Source organism: bacterium (assembly GCA_004322275.1).
Classification (GTDB): Bacteria; Desulfobacterota; Deferrisomatia; order Deferrisomatales; family BM512; genus SCTA01.
Map to the genome: position 1 here is coordinate 18037 of SCTA01000017.1, position 20073 is coordinate 38109.

The 20073-nt window shown below is 60.4% G+C and carries 19 protein-coding genes; 11 read left to right on the plus strand and 8 right to left on the minus strand.

Going from position 1 to position 20073, the window contains the following annotated elements:
• Window positions 1-2 precede the first annotated feature (2 nt).
• The 5 genes from recA to EPN96_05070 are packed head-to-tail and all read right to left on the minus strand — an operon-like array spanning window position 3 to window position 4019.
• Complete coding sequence (gene recA / locus EPN96_05050) at window positions 3-1025, minus strand: recombinase RecA (GenBank protein ID TAL17449.1); 1023 nt, start codon at window positions 1023-1025, stop codon at window positions 3-5.
• A 20-nt stretch (window positions 1026-1045) separates the two neighbouring features.
• Entirely contained in the window at window positions 1046-1612 is a 567-nt protein-coding gene (thpR, locus tag EPN96_05055; protein ID TAL17450.1) for an RNA 2',3'-cyclic phosphodiesterase, read from the minus strand.
• A complete protein-coding gene (locus EPN96_05060) occupies window positions 1609-2100 on the minus strand; it encodes a CinA family protein (protein TAL17451.1) in 492 nt (163 codons plus the stop codon). The genes thpR and EPN96_05060 overlap by 4 nt, the downstream gene beginning before the upstream one ends.
• A 9-nt stretch (window positions 2101-2109) precedes the next feature.
• Window positions 2110-2616: a phosphatidylglycerophosphatase A gene (locus EPN96_05065; protein TAL17452.1), complete on the minus strand. Its 507-nt coding sequence runs from the start codon at window positions 2614-2616 to the stop codon at window positions 2110-2112.
• Entirely contained in the window at window positions 2571-4019 is a 1449-nt protein-coding gene (locus tag EPN96_05070; protein ID TAL17453.1) for a response regulator, read from the minus strand. The genes EPN96_05065 and EPN96_05070 overlap by 46 nt, the downstream gene beginning before the upstream one ends.
• A 552-nt stretch (window positions 4020-4571) precedes the next feature.
• Here EPN96_05070 and EPN96_05075 point away from each other — a divergent pair.
• Window positions 4572-5825 carry a hypothetical protein gene (locus EPN96_05075; GenBank protein TAL17454.1) on the plus strand — a complete coding sequence of 418 codons (1254 nt, stop codon included), beginning with the start codon at window positions 4572-4574 and terminating at the stop codon, window positions 5823-5825.
• Window positions 5826-5844: 19 nt separating this feature from the next.
• Here EPN96_05075 and rfaE2 read toward each other — a convergent pair whose 3' ends face one another.
• Genes rfaE2 through EPN96_05090 form a run of 3 tightly spaced genes read right to left on the minus strand, consistent with a single transcriptional unit; the run spans window position 5845 to window position 9910 of the window.
• Window positions 5845-6333, minus strand: coding sequence for a D-glycero-beta-D-manno-heptose 1-phosphate adenylyltransferase (rfaE2, locus tag EPN96_05080; protein ID TAL17455.1), 489 nt, complete (start codon window positions 6331-6333; stop codon window positions 5845-5847).
• On the minus strand, window positions 6330-8216 hold the full coding sequence (locus tag EPN96_05085; protein ID TAL17456.1) for a LysM peptidoglycan-binding domain-containing protein: 1887 nt from the start codon (window positions 8214-8216) through the stop codon (window positions 6330-6332). The genes rfaE2 and EPN96_05085 overlap by 4 nt, the downstream gene beginning before the upstream one ends.
• Window positions 8213-9910, minus strand: a complete 1698-nt coding sequence (locus EPN96_05090) for a hypothetical protein (protein TAL17457.1) — start codon at window positions 9908-9910, stop codon at window positions 8213-8215. The genes EPN96_05085 and EPN96_05090 overlap by 4 nt, the downstream gene beginning before the upstream one ends.
• Window positions 9911-10135: 225 nt before the next feature.
• Here EPN96_05090 and hemL point away from each other — a divergent pair, with 225 nt between their 5' ends.
• The 10 genes from hemL to EPN96_05140 all read left to right on the plus strand — a co-directional run bounded on the left by hemL (window position 10136) and on the right by EPN96_05140 (window position 19893).
• Window positions 10136-11419 carry a glutamate-1-semialdehyde-2,1-aminomutase gene (gene hemL, locus EPN96_05095; protein ID TAL17458.1) on the plus strand — a complete coding sequence of 428 codons (1284 nt, stop codon included), beginning with the start codon at window positions 10136-10138 and terminating at the stop codon, window positions 11417-11419.
• Between the two features lie 177 nt (window positions 11420-11596).
• Entirely contained in the window at window positions 11597-11854 is a 258-nt protein-coding gene (locus EPN96_05100) for an AtpZ/AtpI family protein (protein ID TAL17459.1), read from the plus strand.
• The gene (locus EPN96_05105) at window positions 11838-12311 is read left to right on the plus strand and encodes a hypothetical protein (protein ID TAL17460.1); all 474 of its coding nucleotides are present in this window, start codon (window positions 11838-11840) and stop codon (window positions 12309-12311) included. Before EPN96_05100 ends, EPN96_05105 begins: the two co-directional genes overlap by 17 nt.
• Before the next feature lie 22 nt (window positions 12312-12333).
• A complete protein-coding gene (gene atpB / locus EPN96_05110; protein ID TAL17461.1) occupies window positions 12334-13146 on the plus strand; it encodes an ATP synthase F0 subunit A in 813 nt (270 codons plus the stop codon).
• Between the two features lie 70 nt (window positions 13147-13216).
• Window positions 13217-13525, plus strand: coding sequence for a F0F1 ATP synthase subunit C (locus EPN96_05115; GenBank protein TAL17462.1), 309 nt, complete (start codon window positions 13217-13219; stop codon window positions 13523-13525).
• A 187-nt stretch (window positions 13526-13712) separates the two neighbouring features.
• Entirely contained in the window at window positions 13713-15005 is a 1293-nt protein-coding gene (locus EPN96_05120; protein TAL17463.1) for a phenylacetate--CoA ligase, read from the plus strand.
• Window positions 15006-15393: 388 nt separating this feature from the next.
• Window positions 15394-16164 (plus strand): electron transfer flavoprotein beta subunit/FixA family protein, encoded by a 771-nt coding sequence (locus EPN96_05125; GenBank protein TAL17464.1) that lies wholly within the window; start codon window positions 15394-15396, stop codon window positions 16162-16164.
• On the plus strand, window positions 16161-17114 hold the full coding sequence (locus EPN96_05130; GenBank protein ID TAL17465.1) for an electron transfer flavoprotein subunit alpha/FixB family protein: 954 nt from the start codon (window positions 16161-16163) through the stop codon (window positions 17112-17114). The genes EPN96_05125 and EPN96_05130 overlap by 4 nt, the downstream gene beginning before the upstream one ends.
• Before the next feature lie 59 nt (window positions 17115-17173).
• On the plus strand, window positions 17174-19105 hold the full coding sequence (locus tag EPN96_05135) for a 4Fe-4S dicluster domain-containing protein (GenBank protein TAL17466.1): 1932 nt from the start codon (window positions 17174-17176) through the stop codon (window positions 19103-19105).
• Entirely contained in the window at window positions 19102-19893 is a 792-nt protein-coding gene (locus EPN96_05140; protein ID TAL17467.1) for a hypothetical protein, read from the plus strand. Before EPN96_05135 ends, EPN96_05140 begins: the two co-directional genes overlap by 4 nt.
• The last annotated feature ends 180 nt before the right edge of the window (window positions 19894-20073 follow it).

The following is a 20073-nucleotide window of genomic DNA, read 5'->3' on the forward strand; positions in this document are numbered from 1 at the left end:
CGTTACCCCTTTTCACCCGCCGGCTGGGCCGCTCCGGCGAAGCCGTAAACTTCCCGCACCTTTTGTTCGACGGTTTTCACGATTTCAGGGTTTTCCTTCAGGAAACGCCGGGCGTTTTCCCTGCCCTGCCCTATCCTCGTCTCCTGATAGATGTACCAGGAACCCCGCTTCTCAACGATATCCTTTTCTACGGCGAGGTCAAGGACGTCGCCCTCCTTGCTTATGCCGGTGCCGTAGAGTATGTCGAACTCGGCCTTGCGGAAGGGCGGGGCGACCTTGTTCTTGACCACCGTGACCTTCGTCCTGCTCCCGACGGCCTCCTCGCCCTCCTTGAGGGAGCCGGTCCTCCTGATGTCGAGGCGCAGGGAGGCGTAAAACTTGAGGGCGTTGCCGCCGGTGGTGGTCTCAGGGTTCCCGAACATCACGCCGATCTTGTGGCGTATCTGGTTTATGAAGATGAGGAGGGTGTTGGAGCGCGCCACCGTGGAGGTGAGCTTCCGGAGGGCCTGGCTCATCAGCCGGGCCTGCAGCCCCATGTGGCTGTCGCCCATCTCCCCTTCTATCTCGGCGCGGGGCACGAGTGCCGCCACCGAGTCGACCACCACTACGTCCACGGCGCCGCTACGGACTAGGACTTCCGTAATTTCGAGCGCCTGCTCGCCGCAATCGGGCTGGCTGACGAGAAGGTCCTCGACGTTTACCCCGAGCTTTTTCGCGTAGCCGATGTCGAGGGCGTGCTCGGCGTCGACGAAAGCCGCTATTCCGCCGTTTTTCTGCGCCTCGGCTATCGCGTGGAGCGCGAGTGTGGTCTTGCCGGAGGACTCGGGGCCGAATATCTCCATGACCCTGCCCTTCGGATACCCGCCGACGCCCAGCGCCATGTCGAGCGAAAGGGAGCCGGTGGGAATCACCTCGATTCCCTTGGGCGTAGCGTTCTCGCCCATCCGCATTATCGAGCCCTTGCCGAACTGCTTCTCGATCTGGCCTATCGCCAGATTTACCGCTTCGTTTCTTTCCTTGCTCATCGATGAATTTCCCTTTTCGTCTACCTTATCACCACAGATACACGGGGTGTGTAGACAGCCCCCCCCGGCTGCAAATCACTCGTGTAAAGAATAACCTTTTCGACCCTCCACGAGGGCCCCTTGAAATCTTCCGCCGCCCCCAGCGCCTCTTTCACGCCGCCAAAGCGCTTTTCGCGCCTCACTCTGCCGATGGTGAGGTGAGGCTTGAAGGGCCTTCGCTCCGGCGTAAAGCCGAGCGGAAGCAGTCTTTTGTTTATTTCTTCCAGCAAGGCCGCCAGCGCCTTTACGTCGCCTCCGACCCCCGCGACCACCACTCTGGCCCTCTCGGGGAGGGGGAAAGCGCCCGCGCCCTCGGGATGAAGCTCGAAGGGGCCGCCGATGGCGAAACCTTCTTCGAGCGCCTTTCCTACGGCCTCGAACCTCTCCTCCTCTATTTCGCCGAGGAAGAAGAGAGTCAGGTGTACGCTGTCCGTCTTCGTCCACTTAATGTCGCGCGCCAGCGGGCGAAGTTTTTTCTGGAGAACCTCCAGACTATCCCTTACCGCGGGGGGCAATTCAAGGGCAATGAAGGAGCGGAGAAGTTTCAACCCTTTCTCCTCCTTTTTTCAGCGAAAACCGCCAGCCTGAGGAGCACCTCTCCGGCGGCGCGAGCCTGCACCGCCGCGCGGTCACCCGAAAGGGAAAGAAGCTCGCTCGTAAGCCCTTCCGGCCCGCCCCAGGCTATCCACACGGTCCCAACGGGCTTTTCCGGGGTTCCCCCGCCGGGCCCGGCTATGCCGGTGACGGAAGCGGCGACCGTCGCCCCGTGGCGCTCCAGAAGCCCCCTGGCCATCGCGAGGGCGCACTCTTCGGAGACCTCTCCGTAAAGCCGGAAGATCTCGCCGGACACTCCCAGAAGTTCGGCCTTGGCCCTTTGGGAGTAGGTGACGAGCCCCCTGTCGAAGTATTCGGAACTCCCCGCCACGCCGGTGATCCGGCTCGCGATAAGCCCCCCCGTGCACGATTCGGCGAGCGCCAGCGTCTCGCCGGCGCCCGTCAGCGCTCTTTTGATTCTCTCTTCGGGCGAAAGAGGCATGACCCGCTCCTACGCCAGTACGCCCAGCCAGGAGAGCGCGAGCAGCGCCAGCCTGGTGTATATGCCCGAAACCACATCGTCCAGAAGTATGCCGGCCCCTCCGGAAACGCTCCTGTCGAACCAGTTCGCGGGCCAGATCTTGATTATATCAAAGAGGCGGAATAAAAAAAACGCGGTCAGGTAGGACGCGGGCGTCGGCTTAAGGAAAGCGGTGGCGAACAAGAAGCCGACTATCTCGTCGAAGACTATCCAACCGGGGTCCTTGGCCGCGCCGAAACCCTCCGCCGCCCCGCAGACGTAGATGCCGAAGGGCAAGGAGAGGATCAGAAGAACACAAAGAAGCCAGGGAGGGAGGAGCGTTCCGGCAAGGGCGAGGGGTATGGCGGGCAGGGTCCCGAAAGTCCCGGAGATGAAGGGGGCGTACCCCGTCCCGAAGCCGGAAGCCAGAAGCCTGACCGGAAAGGAAGCCATTACATCCCGGTTTTCTGGCACATCTTGACGAAAGCCTCGACGCATTTCGGATCGAGCTGGGTTCCGCAGCAGCGGATAAGCTCCTCGACAGCCTTGTCGTGCGGCAGGCCGTTGCGGTAGGGGCGGTTGGAGGTCATCGCGTCGTAGGTGTCCGCGACCTGCATTATGCGCGCCCCAAGCGGTATCTCGTCGCCCGAGAGCCCCTCGGGGTAGCCCGAGCCGTCGAAGCGCTCGTGGTGGTGGTAAACGATCGGGACCACGTCGCGCAAAAAGGAGATGTTTTCTAGGATTCTCTTGCCCATGTGGGTGTGCGACTGGATTATCCGGTATTCGGCGGAGCTGAGCCTGCCGGGCTTGTTCAGTATCACGCCCGATATGCCGATTTTCCCTATGTCGTGGAGTATTCCCGCCTGCCGGAGGGTGTCGATGAACCTCTTGCTGCAGCCCATCTCGCCCGCGGTGGCCTCGCAAAGGCGGGTGACGTTCTCGGAGTGGCCGTGGGTGTAGGCGTCCTTCGCTTCCAGTGCGAGGGCGAGGGACTGGATGGTCTCCCGGAAGGCGTTTTCGAGGTCGGAATAGAGGAGGGCGTTTTCGATGCTGGTGGCGGCGCGCTCCCCGAGCACGAAGAGGGCCTTTTCCTCCCTCGGCAGAAAGACGCGCCGTTCGGAGCGGGAAAAGACGTTGAGCATGCCCAGAAGCTCGTCCCCGCGCCGCAGGGGGACGGTAATCATCGAACCGATATGCCCCCCGCAGCCGTCGTTTATTATGCCTTCGAGCCCCGCGCCGGAGCGTTTGAAGGAGGCCTGCCCCTTCAGGAGAGGTTCGAGCGAGAGGGGGTTGGCGAAGGGCTTGTCCACGAACTGGCAGTCCCCGGTCACAAGCCTCCGCGCGAATTCCCTGGAGCCCGGCTGGCGGAAGAGTATTTCGGCCCCGTCGGCGTCAACCTCTTTAAGGGCCGTCTCGACGACTATCGAGAGTATTTCGTCGAGGGAGAGGCTCGAGGAGACCGCCTCGCTGAGCTTAAGCAGGGCGACCTGCTCCTTGAGGTGTATATTGTCGGTGGCGAGACGTATCTTTTCAAAGGCCCGGTCCACCACCTGCAAAAGCTCGCCGATCTTGAAGGGTTTTAGTATGTAATCGTAGGCGCCCTTTTTCAGGGCGTCGATGGCGGTCTCAACGGTGGCGTAGCCGGTCATTATGATAACGGTGGCGCTGGAGTTCTGGTTTTTTATCGCCGCCAGAAGGTCCAGCCCCGTCAGCCCCGGCATCTTGAGATCGGTGATGACGATGTCGAACTGGTCGTTTTTATAGGCTTCTATGGCTTCGGCGGCGTTGTGGGCGGCCGTGGTGATATAGCCCCTGCCCTCCAGCACGTCGCCGAGGACCGTGGTTATGTCATGTTCGTCGTCCACGATAAGGATGCGGCCGATCAGAGTGCCATTTTCCATAAGGAATAATCCTCGTTATCGTCAACCTGCCCAAATGAGCGATGAGCGAGCGGACATGATAATAGAGCCGTGAGACAAACGGAAGAGGCGGCGCAAATATACATGCTTTTTTTGTGTTATGCTCCTTTGCGGTACACCCCGGTTGCATTTCACACGTCTATTGGATTATCTATAACCATGCCCCCTGGGACCCGGCCGGGTCCGCTCCCCCGGGCTTCAGGAAAGAAGGATTTTATGTTTTCACGCTTTGCAGCCCTTTTTTTGGCGCTCTCAATCTCCCTTCCCGCCTTTTCGGCGGAAAGCTGGAACACGCGGCTGGTCTACGGCTCCGGGATTTCGGGAGAAGTCCTTCCCTGCGGCTGAAAATCCGGCAGGCTCGGGGGTCTTGCCCGAAGAGCGTACAAGCTGAGCGTACTTCGCGCCGAAACACGCGATACCGTCTACCTCGAAGGCGGCGACGCCCTCTTTCATCAGGAGTTCAACCTGCCGGGAGGCGACGAGCGCGCCTGGCTCCGGGAGAGGGCGAAGGTCGTCGCCGGAGAGCTTGCCCGGATGAACCCCGCGGCGATGGGGGTGGGCAGGAAAGACCTCGCCGACGGCCTCGATTTTCTTGTCACCGTCGGAGCGGCCGAAAAACTTCCCCTCGTCTCCTCCAACATCCTCCTCCCCGGCGGCAAAAGACCCTTCCCGGCTTTCAGATACATAGACTGGGGAGGGAAAAGGGCCGCGGTCTTCAGCCTCACCTACGCCATGCCGGAGCGGGACAAGGAGATGGGGATAACCGTCACGGACTGGACGGCGGCGGCGAAAAGCACCCTTGAGGAGATAAAGGACGTGGATTTCGTCATCCTTTTGACCGACATCGGCTTTGACGCGGAACACGAGCTGGCGAGAAAGGTCAAGGGAATCAACCTCATTATCGGCGGCGGCCCCGGCCAGCGGCTTCTAACCGACCCCGACAGGGTCGAAGACACCCTTTTGCTCCGCTCCTCCGACAGGGGCAGGCATCTCGGGGTGCTGGACCTGAATTCGGCGTCTATCTCCAAGAACTGGAAGCTGCCCATAGGCCAGAGCCAGATAAGATCCATGAGAGCACAGCTCGAAACCATTTCAGGCAAAATAAAGAGCGAATCGGCAAAGCAGGACCCCGCCTCGAAAGAGGAGGTCGCCAAACTGAAAAAAGCCCAGGACGACATCAACAGGGCTCTTGAGAACGTAACCGCGGGCGCGGCGACCTACAAACACAGCATAGCCGTTCTCGATTCCGCCGTCTCCGACGACCCCGCCACGGCGAAGGCGGTCTCGGCGCTGGGCCAAAGCCCCGCCGAGAAGCGAAGGGAAGAGGCGGCCAAAGCCGCGAAATCCCTGCCGCGCAACGAAAGTCAGGCGGGCAAAAAGCCTCCCTCTCTGGCCAAACCCCAGGCGGTCTTGGCCGGTTCCGAGCCCCCCGCCGGCCCGTACAGCACCGGCACCGTCCCCTGCCGCAAGTGCCATCAGAAAGAGTATTCGAGCTGGCTTCGGACCCCCCATTACCGCTCGGGGACCTCTTTAGCCAAAGAAAAGCCCAGCGGCGAGTGCTACTCCTGCCACTATTCGAGGCTCATCTTTACCACCGGGATAGCGATAGAGCAGATGGTCGGCTGCGAAGTCTGCCACGGCAAAGGCTCGCTGCACGAAGGGAAGGAGGGAATAGTCAGAAAGCCGGAGGAATCCCTCTGCCGCAAGTGCCACAGCGGCTTCCACGGCAAGAAGGATTTTGATTTTCAGAGGGCTTACGAATCAATCAGATGCGATCGGAAAGAGTAAAAACTGCTGCGGTCCGTTGTTATCCGGCGCGGAGGCTCCGTGCGATTCTCTCGACTATGGAGGTGGTGGATTTTCCTTCGACGAGGGGGATGGAAAGGACCTTGCCGCCCGCCTTTTCGACGGCTTCCCTGCCGACGATCGACTCGACGGGCCAGTCGCCTCCCTTCACGAGAAAATCGGGGAGAAGCGCCTCGATGAGCTTTAGGGGTGTGTCTTCGTCGAAGAGCACGACGTAATCCACCGAACGAAGCGCGCTAAGCACCGCCGCCCTCTCGCCCTCGTTCATTATGGGCCGTCCCGGCCCCTTCCCCTGCCTTTTCACCGAAGCGTCGGAGTTGAGACCTACGACGAGGATATCCCCCAGCGACCTTGCCTTGTCCAGATAGGTGACGTGGCCGGGGTGGATTATGTCGAAGCACCCGTTGGTAAAGACGATCTTTTCGCCCGCTTTTCTTCGCGGCGCGATCTCCTCAAACACCCGCTCCAGCGGCACCGCTCCCTTAATCATTCCACTACCCACGGCAGGTAGCCCGCGCGGTAGAGGAGGGGGAGCGCCTCGGCGGGAATCTTCGCCCTCGTCATGAATATCCTGCCCTGACCCCGCTCTTCGCCCGAGAGCTCCGGGTAGAGGGCCAGAGCAAGGGACGGCTGGTCTATTTCAAGCCCCTCCGCCTCGAAGGAGAGCGCCCCTTCGGAGGGAAGGCTGAGGGCGACCTGCCGGTGAACCACGCCGAGGAGGGAGAAAAGGTCCTCCGCCTTCTTGAGAGGGTCGCCCGCTTCCGGCCAGGCGAAGGTGAAGTACCCCGAACGAAGGAGGATGGATTCGGCGTTCGCGGGCTTTTCCGGCGCGACGGCGTATTTCATCGCGCCGTATTCAAAGACGAGCTTGGGCCGTATCGTGTAGGAGACTCCGTTGTCGAGCCTGCAGGTGACGGCGGGCTTTAGCCTGTTGGCGACGCCGATCATGCTGAGCAGCTCGGCCGCTCCCTCTACCGACGGGGCAAAGGAGACGGTTGCCGCATGGGTCAGGGGGGACCTGGCCTCCTCGCTTTCGCGCACTCCCCCGAGGCTGTGAAGGACGTAGCCCCGGGACTTTACGAGGCGCACGAGTCCGGGGTCTATGGAGGCACCTTCGGAGAAGATGAGATGCATCCCTCCCTCCCATTTTGCCTCGGGAGAGGGGGCGACGGCCCACTTCGCGCGGACCCGGAGGCTGGTTTTGTCGGCCAGAGAGACGGAGCGGGCGCCCTCCGACAGCTCGTGAAACTTAAGCTGTTTCAGAACGGCCCCGAGAAAATCTTCCGGCGCGTAGGCTCCCGGCAATAATACCTCGTAGCCCCACGCGCCCTTTATCGCCTCCGCCATCTGCGCGGAGAGCTTCGCTCCTGCGTCGATGATCACCTTTCCCCCGTCGGGTCCCGAAATCACCGGAAAATCCTTCGCTTCGAGGCGGATCGAGCGGCCCCGGGAGACGGGTATGTACCTTTCGCCCTCCCTGTCGATGCTACACCCCAGCTTTTCAAGGAGCCCGAGCACCGGCAGGTATCTTTCGATCTGTGCTTCCGGGGCCGGGGGAGGCGTTTGCGCGGCTGTTGCCGGCGCGGGTGGAGCCTGTGCGGGCGCTTCTGACGCTTCCTCCTTCGCGGCCTTCGGCGGGGCCGCTTCAACGGGCGAAACGGCAACCGGGGCGGCGGCGGGAGGTTCGGGTTTCGCCTGTTTGGCCGAAGGCGAAGGGGCTGGCGCTGGCGCTGCCGGAACCGCGGCGATTGCCGGGGCGGGTGCGGCGGCGGGCACAGCCTCCGCCGGTTTTACAGCCAGTAGCTCCTCGGGAAAGACCAGCACCTGACCGACCAGAAGGAGGTTCACGTCCTTTAAGGAAGGGTTGGCATTCTTGACCTTCTGGAGCGCCTCCTTGACCTGGTATTTGTCAATCCCGAAATCCCTCGTGAGAATTGTCCAGAGAGTTTCACCCTTCTTGACGGTATGGCTCGCCTTTTTCTGTTTGGGTGCGGGCGCGGGAGGAGGAGGCGCCACGGCAGGCAAAGCTGGCGGGGATACTCCCGCCTCCACCTTGAAGGGAACCCTTACCAGCTGTCCGGCGGGGGGCCTCTCGGGGTCGACGCCGGGATTGAGATCCCTGAAGACCTCGGTGAAAAAGGGGATGTCGCCCTGCCCTATGCCGTAGTCATCCCTGAGGATGGCTTTTATCGACTCGCCTTTGTCCACCGTGCGGGTTTCGGCGAAAATCTTCTCGCCCCGGGGCGTATTCTGGATATGGAGGGTTTTTTTGAATTTTATGCGAGCGCCTTCGGGCGGAGGCTTCTCCGCCGCATTCGCCCACACCGCAGGGACCAGAAGCGCTAAAAGAGCGAATAAAGCGCGTCTTTTCACTCGCCAAGCCAGATCGTCTTGATAAAGCAGGGGCCCCCGATGAAGATATCATCCTCGAAGGGGATGATTTGCGCCCAGGTCGCCGCCGCGGTGAGGGTGGCCACGGTATCGGCCTCGCTACGGAAATACTCTACCGTGATCGGCACGCCCTCGGCGGTGGAGGTTACGGGAAAGAGGAGAGGATTCGGCGTCGGGGTGACCGAGGGATCGACATCCGAGAAGGTGAAGCCGAAGTTTATCGGCGCCATCCTCCCGTTTGCGTCGAAGACAGCGTCCACCCTCGCGGACTTTGCCGCGACCGTAATCTTTATGTAGCCTCCCGTGCCGGGATCGACATCGACGAGGGAAACTATCGCGGTTTTCCCGATTCCGATAAAGCGCGTGGCGTTGAGGGACAAAAAGCGCGAGATGAAGCCGCGAACCCCGACGTCGCTGCCGAGCCAGGCGTTTTCGCCCTTGTCCACCAGCAGAGAGCCGTAATTCTGAAATGCCTCGTTGGAAACCCCCTCGATGGCGCTGCTCCTTTTGAAGATGTGCCTCCACCCGCTGCCGACGGTAGTGCAATCGGCGGCGCCCGGATCGTCATAGTAATCGTCGGCGGGGTCTTCCCAGTTTCCGGGGTAGCAGACGCGCTGGTCGAAGACCCCGGCATCCGGAACCTGAAAAAAAGCGAAGCCGGTCGTGGCGAGCCAGACGACGCCGTCGGTGGGGCTTACGTCTATGTCGTTTATGTTAAACCCCGAGTCGTCGTAAACGCCCGGATCGGGAAAGAAATCCGCGACGAAGTTTCTCGTCCATTCACCGCCGGAGAAGGTGTATTTGACTATCGTGCGCTTCCTGGCGTCTTCGGTAGCGTCCGCGTTTTTCTGCACGACGTAAAGCTCGTTTCCCACGACCCGTATGGCCCCGATGAGGCTGTTGGAGAAGGGCTTGCCGATTATCTGCGGACTTTGTCCCAGCGCCGGATCGAGGTAGAAAAGCCATTTGCCCCCGTCTACCGTGGTTCCGTCGGGCCAGGTGTAGAAAATGGCGCTCGAAACCCCGGTAATCGGCGTGGCGTCGACTACTGCGGCGGTGCGCGTGGTTTCGGGAGAGGGAGCGGTATAGGGGCTTGCGGCCGTCGGCTGCGGCGTCTCTCCCGTCGTGAGGTCCAGTTCGTAGACTCCGTTCTCCGAGGCGGCCCAGACCCTCTTGGACCCGTCCGTGGCCAGATCGTGCACCTCGACATCGGTTTCTCCGTCAAGCTCGATAAGAGGACGCAGATCCACCCTGTCGGTGTACCTGCCCCACTGAAGGCCCGCGTTGCCGCCGGGATCGTCCGAGGAGAAGAAAAAGAATTCGTCGGTCTTGAATTTGGCGAAGACTATGGCGCTGGTGTTGTTGCTGAGAAGGTAATCATCCGGGTAGGCGCTCTTGTTGATGGGGAAGGCGGTGGAGAACCGCGTCAGGGTGTCGCCTTCGATCCTCAGGGCGGCGAGGCCCCCTCCTTCGGTGGAGAGCCAGACGTTGTTTGCCTTGTCCGCCGAGAATTTCGTAACGTTTGAAATTCCCACCGGCAGCCGCAGATCGGCGTTGATTTCCGCGAAGACGTTTTTGGCGAATTTCGGCTCGCCGAAATCTCCCAGCGCGGCTCTGGCAACCGGCGCGATAAGAACAAAAAGCAAAGCCGCTGTAATCAGGTGACGGTGTTTCATCTGCTACTCCACAGGCGGGGGCGCCGCCCAGCATCCAGCCGGAATTTTTTTTAAAACTCGCGCCGTGAAGGTATTTGCGGCGCAATGAGGTAATATAGCACGCAAAATCGCGCCCTTTCAAGCGGTAGCGTCTTGCCTAACAAACCTGAACATGTTAGAAAAAGCCGGTAATTCCAGCAATTCATAATGGGCCTTGGCCCAGGTCAAAGCCCCGGAGGTTTATTTATGGATCACTCACGCTCTTTACAGCTCTTTTTAAGGGCGCAGGAACTCATTCCCGGCGGCGTCAACAGCCCCGTGCGCGCCTTTCGCGCCGTGGGAGGCAACCCGCCCTTCATAGCCAGCGCCAAGGGCTCGAAGATCTACGACGTGGACAAAAACGGCTACATCGACTACGTCGGCTCCTGGGGCCCGATGATCCTCGGCCACTCCCACCCCGCCGTCGTCGAGGCGACCAAAAAGGCGATGGACAACGGCGCGTCCTTCGGCGCTCCGACCGAGCTTGAGGTTACGATGGCCGAGCTCGTAATAGAGTGCGTGCCCTCGGTGGAGATGGTGCGCATGGTCAGCTCCGGCACGGAGGCGACCATGAGCGCCATCCGCGTGGCGAGGGGCTACACCGGCAGGGACAAGATTATAAAGTGCGAGGGGTGCTATCACGGCCACGAAGACTCCTTTCTCGTAAAGGCCGGCAGCGGGCTGATGACCTTCGGCGTGCCCACCAGCCCCGGCGTTCCCAAAGACGTTTCCAAAAACACCCTCACCGTTCCCTACAACAATCTCGAAGCCCTCGAAGAGGTGATAAAGGCCAACCCCGGCGAGATCGCCTGCTTCATCGTCGAGCCTGTTCCCGGCAACATGGGCTGCATCGTGCCCCTGGAGGGCTATCTCGAAGGTGTCCGCCGGATAACCGAGAGGGAAGGCATAGTGCTCATCTTCGACGAGGTGATGAGCGGCTTTCGCGTCTCCCTCGGCGGAGCGCAGGAGAGATTCGGCGTAACCCCCGACATGACCACCCTCGGCAAGATAATCGGCGGCGGCCTCCCCGTCGGCGCCTTCGGCGGCAAAAAGCAGTTGATGAAAAAGGTCTCTCCCGTCGGCCCCGTCTATCAGGCCGGGACCCTTTCGGGCAACCCCCTGGCGATGACCGCCGGAATCGCGACCTTAAAAGAACTCATGAAGCCGGGCGTTTACGCCGAGCTGGAGAAAAAATCGGCCCGCCTCGAAGCCGGGCTGGTAAAAGCTACGGCAAGTCACGGCCTGCCCTCCTGTTTTGCAAGGGTCGGCGCGATGTTCACCTCCTTCTTCCAGGAGGGGCCGGTTATCGACTACGCCTCCGCCCTCGACAGCGACACGGAGAGGTTCGGAAAATTTTTCATGGGGATGCTCGAACGCGGCGTGTATCTGGCCCCGAGCCAGTACGAGGCAGGGTTCATGAGCCTCGCCCACAGCGACGAAGACATAGACCGCACCATCGAGGCCGCAAACGAGGTTTGCGCGGGCCTTTAAACCGGCATTTCGCGGGGATTCCCGGCGGGAATCCCCTTGGGAGAGTGTTTCCGCCGGTCCTTAAAATTCATTATTTTAAACCCCGTCCTTGACGCGGTTTAGCGCCTCGTGCTATAGAATGGCCGGTTTTCGATGCGGCGTTTTATTATGCGCCCTCGGGAAGATGGATAGAAACCGATGCCCAAAAAACCTATCGAGGAAGCCAGAGGGTGGACTAAATATAGCGCCATCGGGCTTGAAATGGGCTTTTCGGTAATAATAGGGTTGGTAATCGGCTCTTTTTTGGACGAGTACTTCCACACCTATCCATGGCAGACCCTCTTTTGGCTGATCTGCGGAACCGCCGCCGGCATGCGCGCGCTCTATCGCGCGGCCAAGGGTATCGAAAGGGAGGAATCCGCCGAAAAGGACCGGAAAAATGACCGAGAGGGATAAGGGCGGGGACCCCTCGTTTGCGCCGGTCGATGAAAATCAGGGCGATTTTTCTCCGGAGGAGCTGGATTTCGACGACGGAGAAGACGAAGGCGGAGATATCGGCGGCCCGGTAAACATACGCCGTATCGAACTCTTCAACGTCCTTCTGGTCATCGTCGTAACCCTGGTGGTATCCCTCTTCTGGAGCGGAGATATCGCCTTCGCGGTCATAGTCGGCGGCGTGCTGATGGCGGCCAGCTTCAGGATAATCGCCTCGGTGATGACCGCTGTTTTCGGCAAGGGCGGCGGCAGCATAGTCCACGTCGCCACTTACTGGCTGAAGTTTACGCTCATGATGCTTTTAACGGGCGCTGCGATACTGGTATATGATCTGGACGTGGGAGGGCTTTTGATCGGCTTTTCGCAGATCGTTCCCGCGATAGTTTTGGAAACCGTATGGAAACTGGCCAAAAAATAACGGCTTTGGAGGACTCGTCAAGATGAGCGCTGGCGGCGATATAATCTGGACCTCGTTTATTCCCGGGCTTAACTGGGTGGAAACGCACTTTGCGGAAAAACCCGAGGGAGAGGCGCACGAAGCGCCCAAGCACGTCGAGGGCACCGAAGCCCCGGCTCCCGCTCCCGCCCACGCGGGCGAGCCCGCCCACCACGTTTCGACGAGCATTCTCATCGGAGTTCTCCTCATCGTGCTCGCGCTGGTCGCGAAGATGTCGATAAAATCGGGAGAGCTTTCCGACGAAGACCTTGTTCCCGACTCGAAGCTGAGCATCCGGAACATAATGGAGCTTCTGGTCCAGTCTATCTGCAAGATAATGGAGGACTCGATGGGCGAAGTGTGGCCCAAATTCCTCCATCTCGTAGGGGCGCTCGCCCTCTTCATCCTCTTCTCAAATCTCTCGGGCCTCATTCCCGGCTTTTTGCCCCCCACCGAATCGGTCAACACCACCTTCGCCCTCGGCCTGACGGTGTTTATCGCAACCCATTACTACGGCTTCAAGGAGCACGGCATCGCCTACCTGAAGCATTTCATGGGGCCCTTCTGGTGGCTCGCGCCCCTTATGGCGCCCATCGAAATAATCTCCCATCTGGCGCGCCCGCTCAGCCTCGGCCTTCGTCTCGCGGGCAACATCACCGGCGACCACAAGGTCGGCGCCATCTTCTTCGGCCTCGCGGCTATCGGCGTGCCGGTCTTCGCCCTCATGCTCGGCGTTTTCGTTTCGATAGTTCAGTCGTTCGTCTTCTGCCTCCTGACGATGGTCTACATTTCCGGCGCCATCGCTCACGAGCATTAAAAAAAATTACCCCGGCGCCTAACTTTTTGCGCCATTTGCAGTAAAATCTTAAGAAAAGGAGGTGAAAACCATGTTCAAGCGCATTCTGTTCTCCGTGGCCCTCGTCGCCATGGCCATGCCCGCCTTCGCCGCTGACGGCGCAGCCACCGACATGACCAAGGGCATCATCGCCCTCGCAGCAGGCATCACCATCGCCACCGCCGTCGCATTCGGCGCGCTGGGCCAGTCCCGCGGTCTTTCCGCGGCACTCGAAGGCATCGCCCGCAACCCCGCCGCCAGCGGCAAGCTGGTCACCCCGATGATCATCGGTCTCGCTCTTATCGAGTCGCTGGTCATTTACGCTCTCGTTATCGCATTCATGATCGTCGGAAAGATGTAATCGGACTATCCTTAGCGAGTTTGCTTTAAGGATTCTGATAATACTCAGTTACGAGAAGTTCTCGGCGGGGCGTTTGCCCCGCCTTTTTCTTTTTATCCCCCCGGCCTCTCATTAATCCGTGACGCAAATTCTCCGTTCTGGTAAAAATATCCGCCATTGAGTCAATTTCTTGCCCGAAGGATGGAAGATGAGATATTTCAACGAGAGATTCGAGGTCATGGCCCGCGGGGAGATGAGGGATTTCCAGAACAAAAAGCTCGCCGAGACGGTCAGGTGGGTCTACGAGAGGGTCCCCTTTTACAAAAAGGCGCTCGACGAACGCGGAGTCAAGCCGGGGGATATCCGCTCGGTCGAAGATATCAGCCTTCTGCCCTTTACCGTCAAGACCGACCTTCGCGACAACTATCCCTTCGGCATGTGCGCGGTCCCGATGAAGGATCTTGTGCGCATCCACGCCTCCTCGGGCACTACGGGCAAGCCGATAACCGGCCCCTACACCCTCGAAGACCAGGAGCAGTGGGCCGAGTGCATGGCTCGCACCCTCTGGGCTTCCACGGTGAGACCGGAGAACATCGTCCAGATCTCTTACGGAATGGGCCTCTTCACCGGCGGCCTGGGATTTCTTCTCGGGGCGATGAAGATCGGCTGCTGCGTCGTTCCCCCCGGCTCGGGCATGACGGAGCGGCAGCTTCTCCTTATGGAGGACTTCGGGGCTCACGTCCTTTGCTGCACCCCCACCTACGCCCTGACCATAGCCGAGAGGGCGGAGCAGCTAGGCATAGACCTGCACGCCCTGCCCCTTCGGGCGGGGTGCTTCGGCGCGGAGCCGTGGACGGTCGAGATGAGGGGGGATATCGAAAAGAGGATGGGGATAACGGCTTACGAGGCTTACGGGTTGACGGAGATGATGGGGCCCGGCGTCGGCTTCTCCTGCGAGCACTACAACATCCATATCAACGAAGACCACATCTTCCCCGAAATAGTAGATCCCGAGACGCTAAAGCCCCTTCCCATCGGCGAGAAGGGCGAGCTTATCTTCACCGCCATACAGCGCAGGGCGATGCCGCTTCTCCGCTACCGCACGAGGGACATAACCAGCCTTCGCCAGACCACCTGCGAATGCGGAAGAACCCTCGTCGTCATGGACAAGATACTCGGCCGCTCCGACGACATGGTGATCATCTCCGGCGTCAACGTCTTCCCCAGCCAGATAGAATCGCAGATTCTCGAAATAGGCCTTCTGGAGCCCCACTACCTCCTTCGCGTCTCCAAGAAGGGGTATCTCGACAGGCTGAAGGTGGAGGTCGAGGCGAAGCCGGAGGTTTACGCCGCCGGGCCGGAAACTGTCGCGAAGCTCGCCAAAACCCTTGAATCCCGCATCCACAACGTAATCGGGATCACCGCTCCGGTGACGGTCGTTCCCGCCGGGACGATCGCCAGAAGCGAGGGCAAGGCCAAGAGGGTTATCGACGAGAGGTAAAAAAAATGGAGAAGCTCGGCGCTGCTCTCCGGGGGGGCAAAGAGCGTATGCGGTTCCGAACTTCTCCGAACTTTTCGTTGATGTAAACTTGCCTGCCAATAGCCGCTCTGTCAAGGGCGGCTGTTAAATATTTATTTATAATTTTCCCGCCCGACGAACCGGAATCTGCGATATTGACAACCCGCGCCGGTTCCGGCTTAAATGAGCCGAAATTCACAAACCCTTGGATATGATTTATCCGTAAATAGGCCTCCGTTAATCGCGACGGATTTTGAGAGCGATTTTGTCGCGAAGACTGAGCAAAACCGGAGGCGTAGTTTTTCTACGTCGAGGATTTTGCGATTGATGAGCGGCGAAAGCGGGCCAAAAGCCGGATGCGAGGAAATCCATGAAGGTCTTGGTTCCGGTAAAGAGAGTGCAGAACCCCGAGGTAAAGGTTCGCCTTGCTCCCGGCGGGTTATCCGTAGACTCCTCGAACGTCAACTTCATCCTCAATTCCTTCGACGAGTACGCGGTCGAGGAGGCGGTGAGGATAGTGGAAAAGGAGGGCGGCGAGGTGGTTCTGGTGTCCATCGGACTTCCCGAGTGCGAAGAGACCCTTCGCGCCGGGCTGGCGCTCGGGGGCGACAGGGGGTGGCTCGTCGAGTGTTCCGAACCACCCGACAGTTTCGGCGTCGCCTCTATACTGGCCGCCGTATATAACGAGGAAAAGCCCGATCTCGTCGTCGCCGGAAAGCAGTCTGTCGACACCGACAACGGGCAGGCGGCCCAGATGCTCGCCGCGCTTCTCGGCCTGCCGCAGGCCATAAACGCCTGCAAGGTCGAGCTTCTGGGCAAAAGGGCGAGAGTATCGCGGGAGATCGACGGCGGCATCGAGGTGAAGGAGGTTCCCCTCCCCGCCGTGATAACCGCGGACCTTAGGCTGAACCAGCCCCGCTACGCCTCTCTTCCCGCGATAATGAAGGCGAAGAGAAAAGAGCTTAAAAAGACCACCCCCGCCGCTTTGGGAGTGGAGTTGACGAACTCGGTCACGATCCTTTCCTTCGCCGAGCCGCCCGAAAGAGCGCCGGGAAGAATGGCAAGGAGCGTCGGGGAATTCGCCGAAGCGCTTGCGGCTGCGGCGAAAACCCTTAAAAGATCCGGGAGTCAAATTCCATGACGATACTGGCCGTAGCCGAACAGCATGAGGGCAAGGCGGCGCACTCCGGGCTCTGCGCGATTTTCGCCGCGCAAAAACTCGCAGCCCAAAAAGGTTCGCCCTTCGACCTCCTCGTCCCCGGCGCAGGGGCTTTTGCCTGCGCTAAGGAACTTGGAGCCTTTGGCGCGTCTAACGTCTTCTACGCCAAAGCGGGGGAAGGAGAAACCTTCACTGCGGAGGGCTGGGCCGGGACGATAGCCCGGCTCGTTGGCGAACGCGGCTACAGCGCCGTAATCGCGGCGGCGACCTCCGAGTCCAAGGATTACCTGCCGAGGGTCGCGGGACTCCTTCGCGCCGGGATGGTGAGCGAGGCGGTGGGGTTCGAGGAGGGGGCGTACCTTCGCCATATGTTCGCCGGAAGCGTAGTAGCCAGGGTCGCGGTAAACACCGCCGTCGCCGTCGTGACCATCCGCGAGGCCGCCTTCGAGCCCGTGTCTCCCTCGGGAGGAGCTTCCGCCCTCCTTGAAATTTCCTTTGCTCTCCCGCCGGAGGGAGTGGCCGTTATCGAGCGGCGCATGCACGCCTCCTCCCGCTCCTCCCTGACCGAGGCCAAAATCGTCGTCGGCGCGGGAAGGGGGATAAAAAACGAGGCGGGGCTGAGAATCGTGGAGGAGCTGGCCGACCTTCTCGGCGCTTCAATAGGCGCGAGCAGGGCGACGGTGGACGAGGGGCTCTTGCCGAACGACCTCCAGATAGGCCAGACCGGCAAGGTAATCGCCCCGGAACTTTACCTCGCCTGCGGCGTCTCCGGCGCGATACAGCACACCGCCGGGGTAAAGGACTCCAAAATAATCGCGGCGATAAACAAGGACCCGGAAGCGCCGATCTTCGGCATTGCGGACGTCGGACTCGTGGCGGATTTCGCGGTTGCGGGGCCGGAACTGGTTTTAAAACTCAAAGAGCTTCTGTAAAAAGCTCTGGTGTATACTTAGCTCCGAAACCGCTAACGGCAGTATTTTGGGAATTTAAAATGGCCAACGGTCTCGACGCCGCCCTCGTCCTCGTAAGTTTCACTTTTTTTGTCGAAGGCGTGAGGCGGCGGCTTAAAAAAATCAGCATCGGCCTGCCTTCCGGTCAGGAATCCTCCGGCGGCCTTTCCTTCCGCGAATTTTTGCGGGAGGTCTTCGGCCACGCGAAGGTTTTGCGCGAACCCCAGGGAGTACATCATTACCTCTTTTTTCTCGGCTTTCTGGTTCCTCTCGCTTTCGTGGCGCTGGTCCAGCTCTCCTTCGCCGTTCCCGCGCCCGCCGCCCGCTTCGTCTCCCTCTTTCTGGAGATTACCGGCGTCCTCGGCCTTTACGGGCTCTCGCGCCTCTTTTTCAGAAGATACCTGGCCAGGCCGCCGGAGCTTAAAAGCGGGCCGGAGGATTTCGCCCTCCTCACCTTTTTCGGCTTCCTCTTCAAGAGCGGCTTTTTCGTCGAGGCGGGCAGGCTCGCGCTGGCGCCCTCCGAAAGCGCGCTCTGGTCGCCGGTCGGGCACCTGCTTTCTCTCCCCCTCGGCTTTCTTTCGCAGGACGCAAAGCTGGAGTTCCTTCGCCTCCTCTGGAGGCTCCACCTCTTCGCCGCCCTCGCCGGGATAGCCCTCCTGCCCTACGGAAAGATGGGCCACGCGGTCTACGGGGCCATGAACCTCCTCTGGTACGGGAAGAGGCCGAAGGCCTTCCCGACCCCCGACCTCGAAGGAAGCGAGTATTTCGGCGCGGGCCACATCTCGAAGCTCACCCGAAAAAACCTGCTCAACATTTCCTCCTGCGTGCGCTGCGGCAGGTGCGAGAAGGTCTGCCCCGCCAACTTCACCGGAAAGCCCCTGAGCCCTCAGAAAGTCGTGAACGACCTTAACGCGCGGCTGAACGGGGAAGCTGCCGGGATTATGCGAGGAGGGGAGGAGAATATCGGCTCCCCCCTCGTCGGCGAAGGGGCGATACTGGAAGAAACCCTCTGGAGCTGCACGGCATGCCTCCACTGTGTCGAAGCCTGCCCTCTGGCCGTGAACCCGCTCTACAAGATTATAGAGATGCGCCGCTTCGAGGTGCTTATGGAGGGGCGCATGCCCCCCGAGCTCATCACCTTCAACAGAAACCTCGAAAAGAACTTCAACCCCTGGGGCATCGGCTGGTCGAAGCGCGAGGAGTGGTTAGAGAGGCGAGGGCTCCCGGTTCCGATAGCCAAAAAGGGCGAGCAGTACGATGTATTGCTCTTTCTGGGGTGCGCCGGGGCCTTCGACGACAGGTACCAGCGCGCCGTGGCCTCTCTTGTGCGGATATTGGCGCTTGCCGGGGTGAAATTCGCTGTTCTGGGCAACGCGGAGAAATGCTGCGGCGAGCCCGCCCGCGTAACCGGCAACGAATACCTGTTCCAGACGCTGGCGCGGGAGAACATCGAAAACATAAAGGCTCTGGGCGTAAGGACCGTCGTCACCGCCTGCCCCCACTGCCAGAAGACTCTTTCGGCCGACTACGCGGATTTGGGCGGAGATTTAAAGGTCGTTCACCACTCAAACTACCTTTCCGGTCTCCTCGAAAGCAAAAAACTTTCGCTCAAAACCCCGCTCGAAGGCACCGCCACTCTTCACGACTCCTGCTACCTTTCCCGCTACTTCTGCAATATCGAGAAGCCCCGGCGCATCGTCTCCGCCTCGGGCCTTACCCTCAGGGAAATGGAGAAGCGGGGGGAGAAAACCTTCTGCTGCGGAGGGGGAGGAGGAAGGATGTGGATGGAGGACAAGGGAACCCGGATCGGGGACGCGCGGGCAAAAGAAGCGCTGGAGACGGGGTGCTCCATAATCGCCACCTCCTGCCCCTTTTGCCTCTCGATGCTTACCGACGGGGTGAAGGCAGCGGGAAAGGAAGGCGAAGCCGAGGTGCTCGACCTGGCGGAAATCCTCGAAAGGGCGCTGACATGACACGGCGCAGAGTTCTCCTTTTTTTGCTCCCTGCCTTTTTCATCGGTGCGCCGGTCTTTGCCGGGACCATGTCACAGGATTGCCTCGACAACTGCCACGGCGAGGAGTCGCTTCAAAGCGCCGATGCGGCGAGATCCCTCTTCGTGGACCTGCAAGGTTTCGAGAAATCGGTCCACGGGGCTGCCGGTCTCGGCTGCGCCGACTGCCACCACCCCGAGGAGCCCTCCGTCCACCCCTCCGGCGACAAGCTGAAGGCGGACTGCGAGGAATGCCACGAAAAACAGGGGGCCGGGTACAGCTCGACCGTCCACGCCTCGCAGGAGGAGGGGCCGTACTGTTCCGGCTGCCACACCTCTCACTCCGTGCTCCCTCCCCAAGACTCCGCTTCGACCGTAAACGCCGGGAATCTCCACCTCGTCTGCGAAAGGTGCCACGAGTGGGGCGGCTCTGGAGACCCTGGCGCCGCTTTCACCAGCTGGAAACTCTCGGGCCACCCGAAGGGAGACCTCTCGGAGGTTTACGAGGAAAAGCGGTGCCTCTCCTGCCATCAGGGGGCGGCCGCCCACGGCGAGGAAAATCTCACCGGCCAGAAGTGCCCCGAGTGCCACCTTACGGGGGTAGAGGCGGAGAACGGCGAGGGGTTTCACTTCCGCACTGACGAGGAAGCTTCCCTGCTGCCCTTCGCGATGGTGATACTCTACCGTATCGTCCTCTTCTCGGCCGTTTTCGGCGCGCTTTTTCTCTCCGGCAGGGGAATCTTCCGGCGGCGCGCGAAAAAGAACGGCTGAAAGTTTTATAGGGGTTGTAAATTCCCCATGGAAACTAAATACTTTCAACCTTAAATTACACAGGCCCGCCTGCGTCGCGTCGTTGACAGGGCAGCGGGAAGGGCCATTCTTTCAACCGGCAAACTATTTCGGCGAAGGGCAAGGAGTCCGCAGGGCGCGCGGTCGCAGGCAGTATCGTCT

Excerpts from the sequence above, each read along its gene's own strand:
- EPN96_05100 (TAL17459.1), top strand. The coding sequence starts at position 11,597 with ATGCCCAAAAAACCTATCGAGGAAGCCAGAGGGTGGACTAAATATAGC.
- EPN96_05065 (TAL17452.1), bottom strand. The coding sequence starts at position 2,616 with ATGCGTCGAGGCTTTCGTCAAGATGTGCCAGAAAACCGGGATGTAATG.
- EPN96_05120 (TAL17463.1), top strand. The coding sequence starts at position 13,713 with ATGAGATATTTCAACGAGAGATTCGAGGTCATGGCCCGCGGGGAGATG.
- EPN96_05070 (TAL17453.1), bottom strand. The coding sequence starts at position 4,019 with ATGGAAAATGGCACTCTGATCGGCCGCATCCTTATCGTGGACGACGAA.
- EPN96_05140 (TAL17467.1), top strand. The coding sequence starts at position 19,102 with ATGACACGGCGCAGAGTTCTCCTTTTTTTGCTCCCTGCCTTTTTCATC.
- rfaE2 (TAL17455.1), bottom strand. The coding sequence starts at position 6,333 with ATGATTAAGGGAGCGGTGCCGCTGGAGCGGGTGTTTGAGGAGATCGCG.
- atpB (TAL17461.1), top strand. The coding sequence starts at position 12,334 with ATGAGCGCTGGCGGCGATATAATCTGGACCTCGTTTATTCCCGGGCTT.
- EPN96_05125 (TAL17464.1), top strand. The coding sequence starts at position 15,394 with ATGAAGGTCTTGGTTCCGGTAAAGAGAGTGCAGAACCCCGAGGTAAAG.
- EPN96_05060 (TAL17451.1), bottom strand. The coding sequence starts at position 2,100 with ATGCCTCTTTCGCCCGAAGAGAGAATCAAAAGAGCGCTGACGGGCGCC.
- EPN96_05115 (TAL17462.1), top strand. The coding sequence starts at position 13,217 with ATGTTCAAGCGCATTCTGTTCTCCGTGGCCCTCGTCGCCATGGCCATG.
- recA (TAL17449.1), bottom strand. The coding sequence starts at position 1,025 with ATGAGCAAGGAAAGAAACGAAGCGGTAAATCTGGCGATAGGCCAGATC.
- EPN96_05090 (TAL17457.1), bottom strand. The coding sequence starts at position 9,910 with ATGAAACACCGTCACCTGATTACAGCGGCTTTGCTTTTTGTTCTTATC.
- EPN96_05105 (TAL17460.1), top strand. The coding sequence starts at position 11,838 with ATGACCGAGAGGGATAAGGGCGGGGACCCCTCGTTTGCGCCGGTCGAT.
- EPN96_05130 (TAL17465.1), top strand. The coding sequence starts at position 16,161 with ATGACGATACTGGCCGTAGCCGAACAGCATGAGGGCAAGGCGGCGCAC.
- EPN96_05075 (TAL17454.1), top strand. The coding sequence starts at position 4,572 with ATGAACCCCGCGGCGATGGGGGTGGGCAGGAAAGACCTCGCCGACGGC.
- EPN96_05135 (TAL17466.1), top strand. The coding sequence starts at position 17,174 with ATGGCCAACGGTCTCGACGCCGCCCTCGTCCTCGTAAGTTTCACTTTT.
- hemL (TAL17458.1), top strand. The coding sequence starts at position 10,136 with ATGGATCACTCACGCTCTTTACAGCTCTTTTTAAGGGCGCAGGAACTC.